The 15,710-nt window shown below is 53.3% G+C and carries 12 protein-coding genes and 1 pseudogene; 7 read left to right on the top strand and 6 right to left on the bottom strand.

What is annotated here, in order from left to right:
* Positions 1-12: 12 nt before the first annotated feature.
* The gene (locus ASF29_RS19910) at positions 13-879 is read left to right on the top strand and encodes a class I SAM-dependent methyltransferase (protein ID WP_062452361.1); all 867 of its coding nucleotides are present in this window, start codon (positions 13-15) and stop codon (positions 877-879) included.
* Between the two features lie 392 nt (positions 880-1,271).
* Here the strand turns inward: ASF29_RS19910 and ASF29_RS19905 are convergent, their stop codons facing one another.
* A complete protein-coding gene (locus tag ASF29_RS19905; protein WP_162237919.1) occupies positions 1,272-2,279 on the bottom strand; it encodes a 2-dehydropantoate 2-reductase in 1,008 nt (335 codons plus the stop codon).
* A gap of 457 nt (positions 2,280-2,736) precedes the next feature.
* Entirely contained in the window at positions 2,737-3,204 is a 468-nt protein-coding gene (locus ASF29_RS19900; RefSeq protein ID WP_062452359.1) for a MarR family transcriptional regulator, read from the bottom strand.
* A gap of 141 nt (positions 3,205-3,345) precedes the next feature.
* Here ASF29_RS19900 and ASF29_RS19895 point away from each other — a divergent pair.
* Positions 3,346-4,136, top strand: a pseudogene (locus tag ASF29_RS19895) (alpha/beta hydrolase).
* 602 nt (positions 4,137-4,738) lie between these two features.
* Here the strand turns inward: ASF29_RS19895 and ASF29_RS19890 are convergent.
* Complete coding sequence (locus ASF29_RS19890; protein ID WP_062452358.1) at positions 4,739-6,655, bottom strand: ATP-binding protein; 1,917 nt, start codon at positions 6,653-6,655, stop codon at positions 4,739-4,741.
* A 458-nt stretch (positions 6,656-7,113) separates the two neighbouring features.
* Here ASF29_RS19890 and ASF29_RS24520 point away from each other — a divergent pair, with 458 nt between their 5' ends.
* The 3 genes from ASF29_RS24520 to ASF29_RS24515 all read left to right on the top strand — a co-directional run bounded on the left by ASF29_RS24520 (position 7,114) and on the right by ASF29_RS24515 (position 9,497).
* Entirely contained in the window at positions 7,114-7,449 is a 336-nt protein-coding gene (locus ASF29_RS24520; RefSeq protein ID WP_156462744.1) for a hypothetical protein, read from the top strand.
* A 527-nt stretch (positions 7,450-7,976) separates the two neighbouring features.
* Positions 7,977-9,068, top strand: a complete 1,092-nt coding sequence (locus ASF29_RS19885; protein ID WP_162237918.1) for a glycosyltransferase family 4 protein — start codon at positions 7,977-7,979, stop codon at positions 9,066-9,068.
* Between the two features lie 192 nt (positions 9,069-9,260).
* A complete protein-coding gene (locus ASF29_RS24515; RefSeq protein WP_156462743.1) occupies positions 9,261-9,497 on the top strand; it encodes a hypothetical protein in 237 nt (78 codons plus the stop codon).
* A gap of 11 nt (positions 9,498-9,508) precedes the next feature.
* Here ASF29_RS24515 and ASF29_RS19880 read toward each other — a convergent pair whose 3' ends face one another.
* Positions 9,509-9,892, bottom strand: coding sequence for a response regulator (locus ASF29_RS19880; RefSeq protein WP_062452356.1), 384 nt, complete (start codon positions 9,890-9,892; stop codon positions 9,509-9,511).
* A 69-nt stretch (positions 9,893-9,961) separates the two neighbouring features.
* Positions 9,962-10,606, bottom strand: a complete 645-nt coding sequence (locus tag ASF29_RS19875) for a response regulator transcription factor (RefSeq protein WP_062452355.1) — start codon at positions 10,604-10,606, stop codon at positions 9,962-9,964.
* 114 nt (positions 10,607-10,720) lie between these two features.
* Here ASF29_RS19875 and ASF29_RS19870 point away from each other — a divergent pair, with 114 nt between their 5' ends.
* Positions 10,721-12,865 (top strand): PAS domain-containing sensor histidine kinase, encoded by a 2,145-nt coding sequence (locus ASF29_RS19870; protein ID WP_156462742.1) that lies wholly within the window; start codon positions 10,721-10,723, stop codon positions 12,863-12,865.
* 100 nt (positions 12,866-12,965) lie between these two features.
* Here ASF29_RS19870 and ASF29_RS19865 read toward each other — a convergent pair whose 3' ends face one another.
* The gene (locus tag ASF29_RS19865; protein ID WP_062452353.1) at positions 12,966-14,000 is read right to left on the bottom strand and encodes a glutamine synthetase beta-grasp domain-containing protein; all 1,035 of its coding nucleotides are present in this window, start codon (positions 13,998-14,000) and stop codon (positions 12,966-12,968) included.
* Positions 14,001-14,370: 370 nt separating this feature from the next.
* Here ASF29_RS19865 and ASF29_RS19860 point away from each other — a divergent pair, with 370 nt between their 5' ends.
* A complete protein-coding gene (locus ASF29_RS19860) occupies positions 14,371-15,522 on the top strand; it encodes an esterase-like activity of phytase family protein (protein ID WP_062452435.1) in 1,152 nt (383 codons plus the stop codon).
* The last annotated feature ends 188 nt before the right edge of the window (positions 15,523-15,710 follow it).

Genomic DNA, 15,710 nt, shown 5'->3' with positions numbered 1-15,710 from the left:
AAAGGGTTACAAATGTCTGAGAATTTCATTCCTCGGCTCCAGGAGCTGGCCAAATCCGTAAGGATGTTGGCGCTTGTGGGTGCTTCGATCAAGCTGCGCTCCGATGCTTCCGTTGCTCAGGACATCCGCGAGCAAATCGATGCAGGTGCCCGAATGGCTTTGGGCGAGGTTGGCGATGCAGCCGACGAAGACCAGGTATCGCTTGCTTTGACCATGGTCGAAATGGCGCTGAGCGAGGCGGGCGAGCTCTTTCGCAATCCTGACCGGGGATCAAACTGGGAAATAGTTGATGTTGCGGCGATGCAGGCCATGGGTCGTGCCTCCAAAAGTGTTTTCACGCGCATCCTTTCCATAGCCGAGGCGCATCCAAAAATGCGCAAAACGTTTCAGGGTACTTTTCTCGATGTTGGAACGGGGGTTGCGGGGATTGCACTCGAAGCCGCGCGGACCTGCCCTGATATCAAGGTTGACGGGATCGACATATGGGAGCCGGCGTTGGAACTCGCTCGGCAAAACGTCGTGGAAAGCTTCTATTCGGACCGCGTAAATATCCGTAACCTCGATGTTTCAATGCTGGAGGAGTGCAAGAGGTACTCGCTAGCATGGCTACCAACCATGTTCCTCAAGCGCCCGATTGTTGAGGCAGCTCTCGACCGCATAGCCCGCGCTTCGGTCAGTGATGCCTATCTTTTCGCGGGTGTATATAGCCGTCCGAAGGACCCGTTCTTGGCTCTAATGGCCAACCTTAGGACGCTTCGAAGTGGAGGGGAGATAAGCGATCCGGCAGACATCAAGGCGATGATGGAGGCCCGAGGATATGTTGATGTCGAGATGAGCTCGACGCCGGTTGCAACTTTTGTCTTCGGAAGGCTCCCCTGAGATTTCGCGGATTTCGATCGGACACCGAGTTGCGATAAGCTCGGTGTTCGATCGACGGCGTCTGCCGATGCTCAGCTTTGCCGTCATGCAATATGGTCGGTTCGGTATGTATATTTGCGGAGACCAAGGCCAGATCTTTCTGAACTCCATCGCACGGACGTTATGATGTGGCTGCCTTCATCCTCTTCATTTCTCCCGTCAGTCATGTTGCCGCGATGCAAGGTGGCTACCGGAACACCGTTCTGTTTTGCATTCTGCGTTGACAGAATATTGCTAAGAGGTCGTCGAGTTTGGCAAATTGATCGCGGCAGCTTTTTCAATATACCCAACACCATCACCGGCGTGTCTCGCGTCTTGAGTCCGCTAAGAGCTTTCTCAATGACCAGCCAGTATCAAGCCGCACGTGAACGCGTGGTATCACTTCGATAACGGGCAAGCGCGGCGATGTGTCTGGTCAACGGCATATCAATTCCTTGCATTGTTGCAAGCTCAAGCACCGCTTCGCAGATTGCACCCAGTTCCAGTTCTCGTCCGCTATGGAAATCCTGCAGCATCGAGGTCTTGGCGTCGCCCATCCCGGCTCCAAACCTTAGCAACCCCTCCGGATCAACTTCCAGGCGCGCTCCGAACGATGCGGCCACGAGCATAGCTTCATCAATGAGTTGGCGGCTGATCATAGATAGATCCTCGCGGCCGCAAACATGTTTCAGAGGCGCCTCCGCAATTACCGAAAGTGGGTTCGACATGAGATTGGCGATGACCTTAGTCCATAGAGGGTCGCGTATCCGTGTGCTCAGCCGTGCCTCGATACCGCAGCGATTGAAAATCTCTACCAATAGCTCGGTTCGGCTGCGCTCAACGTCGTCTATTTCGCCCAGAACCATCCTGATGGGATTAAGTGCTATTGCCTTCCCAGGACCTACGCGCTCTGCTGTGAAGGATGCAATCACGCCGATCGTCTGCTCTGGTGGCAGGATGCTTGCAAGTGCGCCTGCAGGATCTACTGATGTGACTGATCTCCCAGAAAAACGCCCCTCTACTCCCTGAAAATACCACCATGGGATGCCATTTACGACGGGCACGATCATGGTGTCAGGACCTATCGCCTTCTTTGAGCTGACCGCGAGGGTTTCGAGATCTTGCGCTTTGGAGCATAGAAGGAGGACATCGTGGACACCTAGATCGCTTCCATCGCTGGTGGCCACGTTCGCACGCACTTGGCCTTTGCGCTGCTCGAGCGAGACACCAGCAGAGGCAATGGAACTGAGACTATCTCCCCGTGCGATAATTGTTACCCGCTCGCCTCCGGCGCCAAGTAATGCGGCGAGTGTGGTTCCAATCGCACCCGGACCGGCGACACATATTTTGAATTCTGTACCAAAAGGAGGTGTTGTATTCATGTTGCTCATCCCTGCATGTTGACAGCTATCCTGTCGCGCTGGGTCATTTCGGGAAGATATCAGAGTGGTCTCCGTCCGTTGCATTTGACATTAAAGTCGAGCAGCTGCGGCAACGTCTGAGAACAGAGCGATATGTAGATCCCGTTGATTGGTCCATAGCAAGGAATCGCCATATCGGCTGGACGTGGTTTATACGACTTCATGTCTCAGCCAGTGCGCAGGATTTTTTGTAAGCTGCGCATACGAAAGTGTAGTTGACGGTCGCCTTGCCTTGCCGTCGGCAATCTTTACTGCTGGTGCCTCCAAAACATCCGTTGCGGCCTAAGGTCTTGCTCCAAGGGCCTATTCGGCCGGCTAACTCCTTTAATTTTAAAATGAGTAGGTTCCGGGAAATGTCAGTTAGCGGTCAGTGGCACTTACGTTGTCTGCACAGTAGTTGCCGAATTGTATCTCCAAGTCAGGCCGGCGCGTTCCATCCGCCGATCTGTGAGTATATGGCATCGCGGAGTTGCCGAACATCCTGATTCAGGGCAGCAAGTTCCTTTGGCGTTTGTGTTGAGGCTGCGAGTAGTGCCTCGCTGAGGCAGCCCGCTTTGTGCTCTAACGCTCTTCCTTGGTCCGTTAGCGCGATCACGACCTGCCGCTCGTTGCTGGTACTTCTCGTCCGGCGCAGCAAGCCGGATGTTTCAAGGCGCTTGAGAAGCGGCGTGAGTGTGCTGGATTCCAGAGCAAGCGCGTTGGCAATGGCTCCCACCGTTTGCCCATCCTTGCCCCACAATATGTTGAGCACGAGGTATTGCGGGTAGGTTAGTCCCAACTCGTCCAAAACTGGCTTATAGGCACGCTGGATGGCGATGCCGGCAGTGTAGATTGCGTAGCACAACTGGTCGTGCAAGGGCGGTGGATTATTCTGCTCTTCGCTCATTCCGATCTCCTGTCCGCAAGAATATAGCCAATGCTATAGCGAAAACCAATATCGCGATAATAATTAAGTTGACGAGTGGAATGACATCTGACATCTTAAATATATTGCGATAATAGTTGTCGTGGTTAAACCGAAAAAACCATGACACGTAAGACCAACACCACCGTCGCTGCAATTGCTGCCGCCGCAGCAATGTCTGCCGCACTGCCGGTCAACGCCGCCGATACAATTTCGCAAGACCAGACCGTGAAAAACGTCTTGCTCGTCCATGGCGCCTTTGCCGACGGCTCCGGCTGGAAGGGTGTCTACGATAATCTGACTAAGCGTGGTTATCGCGTTACCATTGTCCAGAACCCATTGACCTCTCTGGCCGATGACGTCGCAGCGATAAAGCGCGCGCTTGAGCGGCAAGATGGCCCGGTCATTCTGGTCGGTCATTCCTGGGGCGGCACGGTCATCACGGAAGCGGGTGTAGATGAAAAGGTTGCTGGCCTGGTTTATGTCTCGGCACTTTCTCCGGATGCCGATGAAACGACAGCTCAGCAATATGAAGGATTTGCGCCTGCATCGGAGTTTGTCATAGAGACTGCAAAAGACGGGTTCGGATATGTCAGCCCGACAAAGTTCAAGGCCGGTTCGCCCATGATGTCAGCGATGCCGAAGCCGCCTTCATGAGCGCTTCGCAGGTGCCAATCAAGATGGCTGCCTTTGGTACGAAGCTGGAAAATGCCGCATGGCGCACACGGCCAAGCTGGGCAGTCATTGCCACCGAAGACAAGGCATTCGATCAGGCCATGTTGATCCACATGGCAGAGCGCATCAAAGCAAAAGTCACCAAGGTCTCGGCAAGCCACGCTCTGTTCATGAGGCAGCCCGCAGTTGTTGCGGATACGATTGATCAGGCGGCCAATGCTGTTTCGCCGAAAAAGTAACGGCACACGCGGCGACGTCATCGGGGCAATAAACTCTGTTCCGATGACCTAGCAGTTGATCTTTACGGATCCACTCTAGAGATCAACGAAAACGGGAATATGCTGGGACTGAGTTTGTCCGTGTTGAAGAGCGATATTGCGGGTTTTGGTGCAATGACCCGTTATGACTTTGTATCAATTGAGCAGGGCGGTTCGCCTCCACCATGGCGCCTGTTTTACAAATCTCTACGTAATCAGGCTTCTTCGGCAACCAAAGATAACACGTTTTGCAATGGCTTAGACGCATGCAGACGACTAACAGAGCTAGCCGAGCACTGTCTGGGACAGCGAAAGCAGACAGCATGTTAATTGGTTCGGCTCCTCCGATAAGATTAAAATCCTCGTTTTATTTTTTCCAAGCAAAACATCGGCGTTGTATGTTCCTAATCTACGGCACCTCTGCTTTGGGCTGCCGACCTGAGCCCTGACTATCCTCCAAAAAATCCGTAGTGTCTGCTATTATGTCTAGAGTTTCTTGAGAACCAGAGGGTGCTTGGATGTCAGGTCGTGCCAGCATAATTCGCCTGGAAAATGCGTAAGTTTTCGCCTTCCGTGAAGTTATATCACGTCTTCAGCAATGCCTCTCTGATCCCTCTGGCGAGTGCGCTACTGCTTAGTGGCCCCCGAAGTACGCTGAAGCGCAACGCGATTGCAGCGCCAAGCATGTTCTCATTTCCGGCGTGCGAGATCAAAATTACAGATGCTCCACGGGCCATTGCAGCTATGTCGCATGCTGTATAATGTGGCGGTAGAGACCTGATATCGATAATGATCAAGTCCGGGGTCTTCTGGGTGGACAGCCATTCCTCCATGGCGACGATCTCGAGAAAACCAACCGGTTCGTAGCCAAGCGCTGCAATCTTTTCCTCATGCAACGCAACGTCGCGTGCATGGGGTTTCAGAAGCGCGATCAGCTGCCCGTTGCCCAAAGTCACTTTCGGCGTTTCGAAGAATTGGTTGATAGGAGTGGGCAACAGTGTCGAATGGGGAAAATACACTTCAAAAGATGTGCCCTTGGCGCAGTCGCTTTCCACATTGATCCGGCCATCCATGGCCGTTACCAAGCCGTGGACTGCGGAGAGCCCGAGGCCCGTCCCTCCTGTGGCAGCCTTTGTCGTGAAGAATGGTTCAAAGATATGCGGCAGGGCATCTGGTGATATCCCCGTGCCGTTATCCGCGATACGGACCCGCACATATTTGCCTGGTTGCAACAGTCCCAGGGAGAGGGGCTGAACATCCTTGATGACGACAACATCGACATTTATGTCAACCCGGATTTCTCCGCGTGACGCTTCTGCCGCGTTTTTACAAAGGTTCATGACAACCTGTTGGAGTTCAACAGGATGACCGAGAAGTTTGCATTCCTCGTCGGGCTCCAGACGTGCATTGATCTCCATGAGAGGCAACGAGGCCGATATCAGCGGTAGGGCGTCCCGGATCGCTTCCACCATGTTGATCGGACGCCTTTCCTGCTCCCGGTTTCGACTCAAAGTGAGGATCTGGTTCACAATATATTCTGCTCGTCTGGCAGTAGACATCATTTCCGCAAGATAGGGCTCCACCTGACCACCCTCCTGCGCGCGCTGCAATGCCATCTCACCATGGCCGAGCAGTGCGCCCAGGATGTTGTTGAACTCATGCGCTATGCCTCCGGCCAACGTACCAACCGCTTGTACGCGTTCGGCGTGTCTGAGGCGCCGTTCGAGATCTTCCCTGTTTCGGCGCTTGCAATGGTCAGAAGCCGTCTGGATGAGACCAGACAGAGATGAGCACAGCAGCGATACTTCATCCTGTCGAAAAGTTCGTCGAGGCTTGGGAAAGGTCAGGAGCATTATGGCAATGCGTCCGAGTGGCGTTAAAACCGCCGCAGCGACAGTCGTTATTTGGCGGCCAGTGAGCGAGTTGGAATTTGAATTCGCAATGTCGAGGAAATAGCCGGCAGACTGGTCTTCGGAGGTTCGCGATGCGCTGACCCGTGTCAGGAAGTGTGCTTTGACTTCAGGCGAGAGGGGAGGCGGGAATTGTGCACTCAGATATTCTTCGATTGTTACACCCGTCCGCGGCTCCACGATTTCGACCCTGAGCGCGTCCGCCCCGAAATAAAGTGCGAACTCCGAGAGGACTCGCGTTGCAACGACTGTGAACTCGTCCCTGTTGAGGGTCTCGTCAAACGCTTGAGCGAACCTGTGCAGGAGTGATTGTCCATCCAGCAACCGCTTGATGGATGTTGCCTGCCTTATTCCACTGAATGTCAGCCACGAGGCGTAAGCGCACAAACAAAGAGATGCGAAAGCGAAAAACGCACCGGCCAGAGAAAAGCGATCAGTTATGCCACATGCCCTGCATCCCGCCATTACACCGCCGCAGAGCGCAAAATAGGCGAGGAAGAACGCGCCTGATATGCAGACCAGTATCCTCAAAGAATTGTCGAAAAAGATAAATCGAGTCAGCGTGGTGGGCACAGATGGGAGGGTCGTCATATCTGCTCACGTCGTGAAGGGGAAATCGGGTTGCTGAAACGCGTAGATTGAGCCAAGCAATGCGAGTTGACGCCAAGCTCTGAGGCAAGCGCGCGAATTTGAAGGTACGCGCACCTGGAGACAGCCAAATTGATGTGAGGATAAGGCAGTCATATTGGTCCGCAATTTGGTTTACCCGCAGTAAGAGGTGGCGAAGTGTCTAGGCATGAAGGCCATAACGAGACTCTGCCTTTCCCCAAGTGCGACAATGTTTCTGTTTTGACGCACCGCGTTACAATTGAAATTCGTCGCTGCCCGACAAACGCGCCGCGAGCACACGGTCTGTTGCATTTGAAAGCAAATATTGCCGATCTGACACGCATCCGATAATCGGGTCGTCTTTCTATGAAAATTCATCTCCGACACGCTGCCATTCCTGCCACAGTCGGACCCCGATTGTGGCTAAGAGGATCGATCAAATGCCCCAGGTTGAAAGTCTGAAAGCGGCAGCAGCAATAAAATCGGATCCGATGTGCAGTTGCTCAGTCGAGCACTTCCTGGCGACCATTGATGCAGCACGCGGGAGAATACTGCTGACGTCCGACGAGTTGGAAAGTCTGGAGACCGACCCCAGCTTTACGAAAGCTTGGCAGCGCGATCTTGTCCGGATTGATGCTGGCGGAGAGTGGTGTGAAGGGGGAATTGTTTACCTGACCAAGTCTGGACGTTCCTTTTTAAAGGCATCCCGCCCGTCCATGCCTGACGAAAGTATTGTCACAAGGCTTCTGCGTTGGTGCGCAAACCTTTCACGATAAGTATTCCCCGCGTTGCATTTTAAGCCCCCGAGCGGCAACCCGGGCCGCCGGCTAAATTGCTGGGATCACCTAGGCCAAATAAGCGACGTTCAGCATTTTGCTCCCAGCCATTTCGGCTCGTTGCAGATGTAATTCTATTTCGCTTCTCGTTCACATTACGCTTTTGCAGGCCGTCTAGAGGTTCGTCATCGCAATGATGGAGAACGGACGTTGATGCCAATCGAGTTAACCGCAAAGCCGAGGTTACCACGTCTACGTGGCCCCGTGATCCAAGCCAAATCTCCGGGAAGGCACGCCCTGTGCCCAAGGTGGTAACGCCCACAGTGATGCCACTAGCGGCCCCGATCCGTCCGCAGGCTTCGGCCGGTTGATGCGACCAAGTTGGGAGCCACACCTCATATAATCCCGAGAACGCGAGAAGAACCATGACTGGTCCCCTCACTATTCTAGCTCCCGTCCGTTACCCCTCCCTCTTCAACAGCCCAAGAACGTCTCGTCATCACATTCTCCGGCGTCGATTTCTGCCGATGAATTACCTGTCGCCGAAAGTTGAAGGCGTGACGGTATTCCCCCCAAGTTTGCTCGACAGGATTGATCTCATTCATGGGTTCAACCGAATTCCACTCAATCCCAAGCCCTTTGTCATAGGATTTGAGTCACATCTTCCCAGAGGTTTCGGAGTTGAAAACTCATTCTTCTTTACGTTCATGCGAAACCAGTTGTTGAATGAGCGCTGCAGGGCCATCGTCGGAATTTCCGAATATGCGAAACGCACCTTTCTCGCGCAACATGAGGGCACATCTGCATATCATGAACTTGCGGCGAAGCTGGTTGTCCGCATGCCCTCCGTCGTATTGCCAAAGGATCCGCCAGCGAAAAAAAAGACTTTGCCACCAATTCGTCTGCTGTTTGTTGGAAACCACTTTGCGAGAAAGGGTGGTTGCGTGGCTTTGCGTCTTGCGCAGTTGTCGCTGGATGCAGGGTTGCCATTGCAAATTGAAATCATCTCCAAGCTGGAAATTGGTCGCGTCTCGTGGACAGATCCACTGGATGAGAGTTTTTTCGATCGGTATCGATCACTTCTCAATTTGCCTAATGTCCGATGTTGGGGAGAGCTGCCTAATCAGCAGGTGATTGAAAAAATCCGTCAATCCCATTTCCTGCTACTCCCGACCTTTGGCGACAGCTTCGGTTACAGCGCGATCGAGTCTCTCATCAACGGCACCCCTGTCATCGCTACCCGACAATGTGCACTGCCGGAATTTATAAGGGATGGCGTCAACGGCATCATGCTTGACCTGCCTTTGAACGATAAGGGCGAATGGATACATTTGAACAGTCCAGACCGAGGGTCAAAAATATTCGAGAAAATACATGCGCAGGAGGTGGATCGGCTGGCAGAAGAGACGCTTCGTCGTCTGGAGGAACTGTTGAATTCTCCGACCTCTTTCGATGCGATGGCACTGAACGCGCATGAAACCGCGGTCCAGCGATTTGACCCGCGACTGCATGATACGTTTTGGGATGATCTTTATGAAACGGCGGTTTTGCAACCTGTGGAGGCCTATGCCCCGGACGGTGCACATCAGGCCTACCCAATCGACCATTTTGAGACTTGACGGAGCAACCTGCCAGGGGGACGAAACCAGCAATCTCGTCACCCCCAGTGGCATCGGACCTGATTAGCTTGGACCAGAGCTGAACTACAGCCGAAACGAATTTCTATAAATTTTGAAATAATGGCGAGGTTTTGGCGACCGATCATGCTGCCTTCAGTTTGATATCACCCCACCTCACCATTGGAGTCTAGAATGAAGACACTGTTTCAAACGATGGCAGTTTTGGCCGCCCTCATTGTGCCTGCCAATGCTTTTGAACCTATTCCGTTCAGCCTTACATTTCCAACCCAGCCCCGGCCAAAGGTGTCCGCCATTCCAAGCGGTAAAGTTTCGAGGCTGAACAGATCGAACTCGAACGTCGTTTCTGAAAACTCGAAAAAATCCGGTCAGACACAAAATCCTGCTCGACATGAGAAACATTCGCGGTGACGCGTCGCCGACTAGCAGAGCAGGTTGCCTATCACGGATTGCACAGCGTCGATCAAAGCCTGGCCACTGAAGGGCTTGTATAGCAATACTAAGCCACCACATTCAGACACCCGTTCGACCAAGGAATCGTCGGACTTTGCGGTGACGAAAATCACCGCGGTTTCGCAGCCATCGTCGTTCATTTTCTGCTTCATCTCGATTCCTGACATTCCCGGCATGTGAATGTCAGAGATTACGCAGGCCGGGTTCAGGCCTGTGCGAGCTTCCAGAAATTCTGTGGCTGTTGCAAACCCTGCTGTCGCGTATCCAAGGGACCTCATCAAGCCTTCCGTTGCTGTACGAAAGGAATTGTCATCATCTACGATGGCGATGAGCACGTTGCGGTGCTTCGGCATTGCGATTACCCTTGTGGAAAGATACTGGTACGTATCCTACCTCATCGCATAAACGGGCCTGTCACGAAATCATACGGTGGTGTTAGTGCTTCGTTTTGGATCGCGTTCCTGCAAGGCATCGGCCATACGCACCAGATCAGGGACCGTGCGTGCACCCATCTTCCGCATTGCAGCGCCACGATGGATTTTGACCGTAACCTCGCTGATACCCAGATCTCCTGCGATCTGTTTGTTCAGCAAACCCCTCGTCACCATCCACATCACCTGCTGTTCTCGACTGGAGAGCGTTTGGAAGCGCGCTTCAGTCTCGGCAGTCTGTCCGTGCTCCGCGCGCCTCTTTCGATCAAGCTTGAGTGCTGAAGCGATTGCATCCAGCATATCCTGATCGCGAAATGGCTTTGTCAGAAAGTCCACAGCACCCGCTTTCATACCGCGGACCGACATCGGAATATCACCGTGACCCGTCATCAGGATAACTGGAATGAAAATGCCATGGGCGTTCAACTGATCCTGAAAATCGAGCCCACTCGTCCCTTGCAATCGGATATCGAGCACCAGACATCCTTCAGCATCCGAACGATTGGCGGCCAGGAAGGCCTCAGTCGACACATATGACGCAGTCGTAAAGCCGACAGACCGGAACAGGCTGTCCAAAGCAGACCTGAGAGATTCATCGTCATCGATGACGTGAATGATGGGGGGCTGGGGCTTCACGTGTTCCCTCTTGCAAAAACACACATTGCTTTACTTAAAAGCGTTTCCCCTTCATGCCAAAAAAGTAGACATTGTGAAAGTCGTTTTATGTGCGAGCTTTTTAAAGGATGAATCGTGAGCCCTTTGCCTGAGCAAATCGGTCTGATGGACTTGAAGCCAAGCTCCTTGGAAGCGTTAAGCAGGCTTCTCACGGCGATGGGTGCATTCGTGCTGGAGGTCGATGCATCTTCTGCCATGGCTGTGTTGACCACGCTCCAAAAGGAGGGGGTCTCAGATCTCGCAAACCATCTTCAACGTCATCATGACGTCGTCCGTCAGTTGATGCGGGACACAACATGGGCGGTTCAGGTTTCAGATCATGCAGCATCAGGGATCGGTGTCCTTTGGCCAGAAGAAAGCGCGAGCAGTTTTATTGATCTGGTCGTCTCGTCCTTTTTGGGCGGGGGCGAGTGGCGTGGCGAGTGCCGAATGCGCCATGACAACGGTAGTGTCTATCATGCTCAACTGACGTCGGTTATCATCGACCGATCGGAGACAAACCTTCGTCTTCTTCTCGCACTGAAGGACATTTCCGCCGAAAAAGAAGAATTTGACCGGCTTACTGCGAGTGAGCGCCGCTTCAGACATCTTTTCGACTATATGCCGATCGCATTGACGGAGGTCGATGCCAGCCGTCTTGTCGATATATTCCGTAGCCTTCGTGAGCAGGGCGTAGAAGATCTTTCTTCATATATTGACGCCAATCCCGGCTTCATGGCCGACGTGATGAACGCGATGCTTGTTGAAGAAGTCAATCACTACAATGTCGCGATGTTCGGAGCAGAATCTCAAGAGGCGATGAAGGGGCCGATAACGCGGTACTGGCAAGCCGGGATAGCAACGCTTAGACGGTCTATCGAGGCGAGATATCGTGGTGAGAACTTCTTCCAAGAGGAAGGTCAAGTTTGCCAAATGGATGGAACGGTCATCGATGTTCTCTATGCGGCGGCGCGACACGGATCCAGTCCTGACAAGAGTCTTGTGGCTTTCATTGACATTTCGGATCGTAAGAAAGCCGCAGAAGCGCTGCGCCGGAGCGAACGACGTTATCAGGACCTTTTCCAGCATGTGCCGGTTCCGGTGTTGCAGGTGAATGCCAGCGGGCTCCTTGCGCTTCTCACAGAGCTGAAGGAGCAGGGGGTAGACGATCTCGAAGCCTACATCGCCGGGAACCCGCAGTTTCTGTGGGCAGCGATGCAAAGCACCGTGATAGAGGAGGCAAATTACGCTGCGATAAAAGTTCTTGGAGTCACCAACGCGGATGAGTTGAAAGGTCCGATCACGCCGCTTTGGCGCAACCATCCCGAAATCTATTCCCGTCTGCTCAAACATCGTTATCTCGACAATACGACCTATGAGGAGGAGGTTACGATCACCGCCTACGATGGCAGAGTAAGGGAGGGCTCGTTGACTGTCACATTCCCTCCTGAGATGGGCGACAATGGAATAACAATCAATGCCTTCGTAGACACGACTGATAGGAAATTGGCGGAACAGAAGCTGAGGCAAATCGAGGCAGATTACGCACACGCAGCCCGGATTTCCATGCTGGGAGAATTGACGGCGTCTATCGCCCATGAGGTCAATCAGCCCCTTGCAGCAATCACCACCTATGGCGAAGCCGGGTTGCGCTGGCTAGGAAGACCGGAACCTGAGCTTTCCGAGGTTAAGGAAATCGTGGAGCGGATCGTCGCGGATGCCCAACGTGCCGCTAGCGTTATATCCCGAGTCCGAAACCTCGCGCTAAGGCGGGCAACAAGCGAACAGGTTCTGCCGCTCGATGATGTGGTTGCCGAAGCACTGTCATTTTTAAAGCACGAGTGCCATACGCATCAGGTTCGTGTGACGCACCGCCCGGCACTGGGCCGCACGGATGTTGTTGTGGATCGCACGCAGTTGCAGCAGGTCGTCGTCAATCTTACCGTGAACTCAATTCAGGCGATGGCCTCGGTCAGCAAAAATCGACGTCAAATCTCTATTCAAACGGTAGCTGACGGTATCAAGGTGCGGTGCATAGTTGATGATTCCGGGCCGGGCATCATAGATGCAGAGGCTGACAACCTGTTCCAGAGCTTTGTTACGACCAAGGAAAACGGCATGGGAATGGGCTTGGCCATATGTCGCTCCATTGTGGAAGCGCATGGCGGACGCATCCATGCAAGCGCAGACAGCGCGCTCGGCGGCGCGCGCTTTATTTTCGAGTTACCAGCCGCACCATGACGGTTGGCTTTTGAGAGGCACGTCGCCAGAATGCCATGCCTCTCAACCAGTTTTACGTCCTCAGGCCCATGCTGGGCGATCTACAGCTCTCCGCAATTGCTTACGCTGCAACGGATGACGTGGTCGGGACCTGGGAGATTGTCTTTAGAATTTGCGAAGCGATCTGGTAGGGGTCGCCCTGGCTGTTCGGACGGCGATCCTCGAGATAGCCTTTGTAATCGCTCGTCACGAATGAATGTGGAACGCGGACAGATGCGCCGCGATCGGCGATCCCGTAGGAGAACTCGTTCCAAGGGGCCGTCTCGTGTTTTCCGGTGAGGCGTTTGTCGTTGTCAGGACCATAGACGTTGATGTGGTCCATCACGTTTGCCTTGAACTGCGCCATGAGTGCTTCGAAGTAGTCTTTGCCACCGACGTCGCGCATGAATTTGGTAGAGAAGTTGCAATGCATTCCAGAGCCGTTCCAGTCGGTGTCGCCCAGCGGCTTGCAGTGGAACTCGACGTCGATTCCGTATGTTTCGGTGAGACGCTGGAGCAAGTAGCGAGCCATCCAAATCTGGTCTGCTGCGCGCTTTGAGCCCTTCCCAAAAATCTGGAACTCCCATTGGCCCTTGGCCACTTCCGCATTGATGCCCTCGTGATTGATACCGGCGACCAGGCACAGATCGAGATGCTCCTCGACAATCTTGCGTGCGATGGCGCCCACATTCTTATGTCCCACGCCGGTATAGTAAGGACCCTGCGGTGCGGGATAACCCGACTCGGGAAAGCCGAGCGGTCGTCCATCCTTGTAGAAAAAGTATTCCTGCTCAAAGCCGAACCAGGCATCTTCATCGTCAAGGATGGTGGCTCTCTTGTTGGACTCATGCGGCGTCACTCCGTCCGGCAGCATGACTTCGCACATGACAAGAACACCGTTGATGCGCGCGGGGTCAGGATACATGGCGACGGGCTTTAGGACGCAATCAGAATTGCTCCCTTCTGCCTGCATGGTCGAGCTACCATCGAAGCCCCACAGCGGCAGCTCCTCAAGTGTCGGCATTGTCTGGAAATCTTTGATTTTTGTCTTGCCACGCAGGTTCGGTACCGGTGTGTAGCCGTCCAGCCATATATATTCGAGCTTGTATTTCGTCATAAGGATCTCCTGTTTTGAAGAACCTTTATTTGAGGACTGGATGCTTCAAATCGATTTCCCGCTTAACTGTCAAAGTTTCAGATTTAACGTTTAGCCAGCCCTATATTGAAGAGGGTGGCAATTTCATTTGAAGTCCGCCCCCGAAAACCTGAAATCCGTTGATGCGATTTGTACCCGAAGCTCCGGACGTGGCCAGGTCACTCCAGGTCAAAAAAGATGCGCATAACAGGCAGGACTGTCCCGCATCTTGATTGCACAACCAAAACCAAAGCGGATCGCAGCCGTTGCTGGACGGAAGGTTATTTTGCGCAAAGGTCCTGATCATGAAGGCTACGCGCGACGACCGCTTTTCACACAGATAGGATCTTTGATGAGTAAGCGTTTATTTGCCACGGTGGCATTCACCCTTCTGCTTGGCACTACGACCTATGCGAATGCGGACGTGAAGACTGTGGAAACCACATGCCCGTTTGGAGATTGTGATGCAGCTATTTCCTTCTCTTATCTTGGAGAAGTCATCATCCCGACGGGAACCATGGAGAATGGACTGGAATTCGGCGGTATTTCGGGCCTGGATTTCGACCCGTCCAGTGGTCGCTACATTGCTATCAGCGATGATCGTTCCGACAAGGGACCTGCCCGCTTTTACGAGCTTGATATAGACGTGAGCGCTAACGGTTTTAAAAGCGTCAAAGTGGTCAAGCGGGTGACCCTACTGGACGCTGACGGGGAAGCCTTTCCAAAAAACGCTGTAGATCCGGAGGCCATTCGTGTCGGCAAGGAAGGGATATACTGGTCTAGCGAAGGCGGTGGCGATCTGCTGATCGCGCCGTCGGTTCACGTTGCCGCGTCCGACGGCAAATCCATTCGAGAATTGTGGTTGCCGGGGGAATTCGCGCCGACTGCCAACAAGACGAGCGGTGTTCGCGAGAATTTGTCATTTGAAAATCTCGCGGTAGCTCCATCCGGTGCCGTGTTTGTCGCGGTCGAGGCAGCTCTCTATCAGGATGGAGACAAGCCTGGGCTTACCAATGGTAGTCTTGCCCGGATCATCAGTTACGACAGCACCACGGGCGAGCCTGGAAAACAATACGTCTATCCGGTTTCACCAATTCCTCAAGCGGCCATCAAGGCCGACGGGGCAAATGACAATGGCATGTCTGACATGCTTGCACTTGATGATCGCCACATGCTTGTCGTTGAACGCAACTTCGCTCAAGGTTTTGGAAACAACATCAAGTTGTTCATGGTCGATCTCGAGGGTGCGACCGATGTCTCAAAGATTACTTCACTGGTTCGGACCGGGGAGCGGGTTGTTCCTGCTCGCAAGAGCCAGGTGCTCGACTTGCGCGCAATGGGGTTGACGCCAGATAACATCGAGGCGATTTCTCTCGGTAAAGCCAAGGACGGAACAGATGTTCTCATTCTTGCGGCGGATAACAACTTCTCAGATCGTCAGAAAACGCAGTTTTATGCCTTCAAAATTGGAGGTCGGTGGACGGCTCGCGGCACCGCCCGATAATTGAACAGGTTGCGCTCAGCTTAAAACGCCTGGCAAGCAAAACGCAGCCCTTTAAGTCGCATGAGGACTTCAAGGGCTGCAATTTTCGTAATGGTGTAATCACTTCACGGACGGGCAATATCGCCGGATACTCTGAAGCCTTATAAGTGATGTCGCGATGCTTCAATTGTGAAGTGCACGAATGCCGA

The sequence above is a fragment of the Rhizobium sp. Leaf262 genome, assembly GCF_001422245.1.
Taxonomy (GTDB): Bacteria; Pseudomonadota; Alphaproteobacteria; order Rhizobiales; family Rhizobiaceae; genus Agrobacterium.
This window is presented reverse-complemented; position numbering and strand designations above follow the sequence as displayed.

Bases quoted from the DNA above. Each gene is read 5' to 3' on its own strand.
- ASF29_RS19890 (WP_062452358.1), bottom strand. From the start codon at position 6,655: ATGACGACCCTCCCATCTGTGCCCACCACGCTGACTCGATTTATCTTT.
- ASF29_RS24515 (WP_156462743.1), top strand. From the start codon at position 9,261: ATGAAGACACTGTTTCAAACGATGGCAGTTTTGGCCGCCCTCATTGTG.
- ASF29_RS19880 (WP_062452356.1), bottom strand. From the start codon at position 9,892: ATGCCGAAGCACCGCAACGTGCTCATCGCCATCGTAGATGATGACAAT.
- ASF29_RS19905 (WP_162237919.1), bottom strand. From the start codon at position 2,279: ATGAATACAACACCTCCTTTTGGTACAGAATTCAAAATATGTGTCGCC.
- ASF29_RS19860 (WP_062452435.1), top strand. From the start codon at position 14,371: ATGAGTAAGCGTTTATTTGCCACGGTGGCATTCACCCTTCTGCTTGGC.
- ASF29_RS19865 (WP_062452353.1), bottom strand. From the start codon at position 14,000: ATGACGAAATACAAGCTCGAATATATATGGCTGGACGGCTACACACCG.
- ASF29_RS19910 (WP_062452361.1), top strand. From the start codon at position 13: ATGTCTGAGAATTTCATTCCTCGGCTCCAGGAGCTGGCCAAATCCGTA.
- ASF29_RS19900 (WP_062452359.1), bottom strand. From the start codon at position 3,204: ATGAGCGAAGAGCAGAATAATCCACCGCCCTTGCACGACCAGTTGTGC.
- ASF29_RS24520 (WP_156462744.1), top strand. From the start codon at position 7,114: ATGCCCCAGGTTGAAAGTCTGAAAGCGGCAGCAGCAATAAAATCGGAT.
- ASF29_RS19885 (WP_162237918.1), top strand. From the start codon at position 7,977: ATGAATTACCTGTCGCCGAAAGTTGAAGGCGTGACGGTATTCCCCCCA.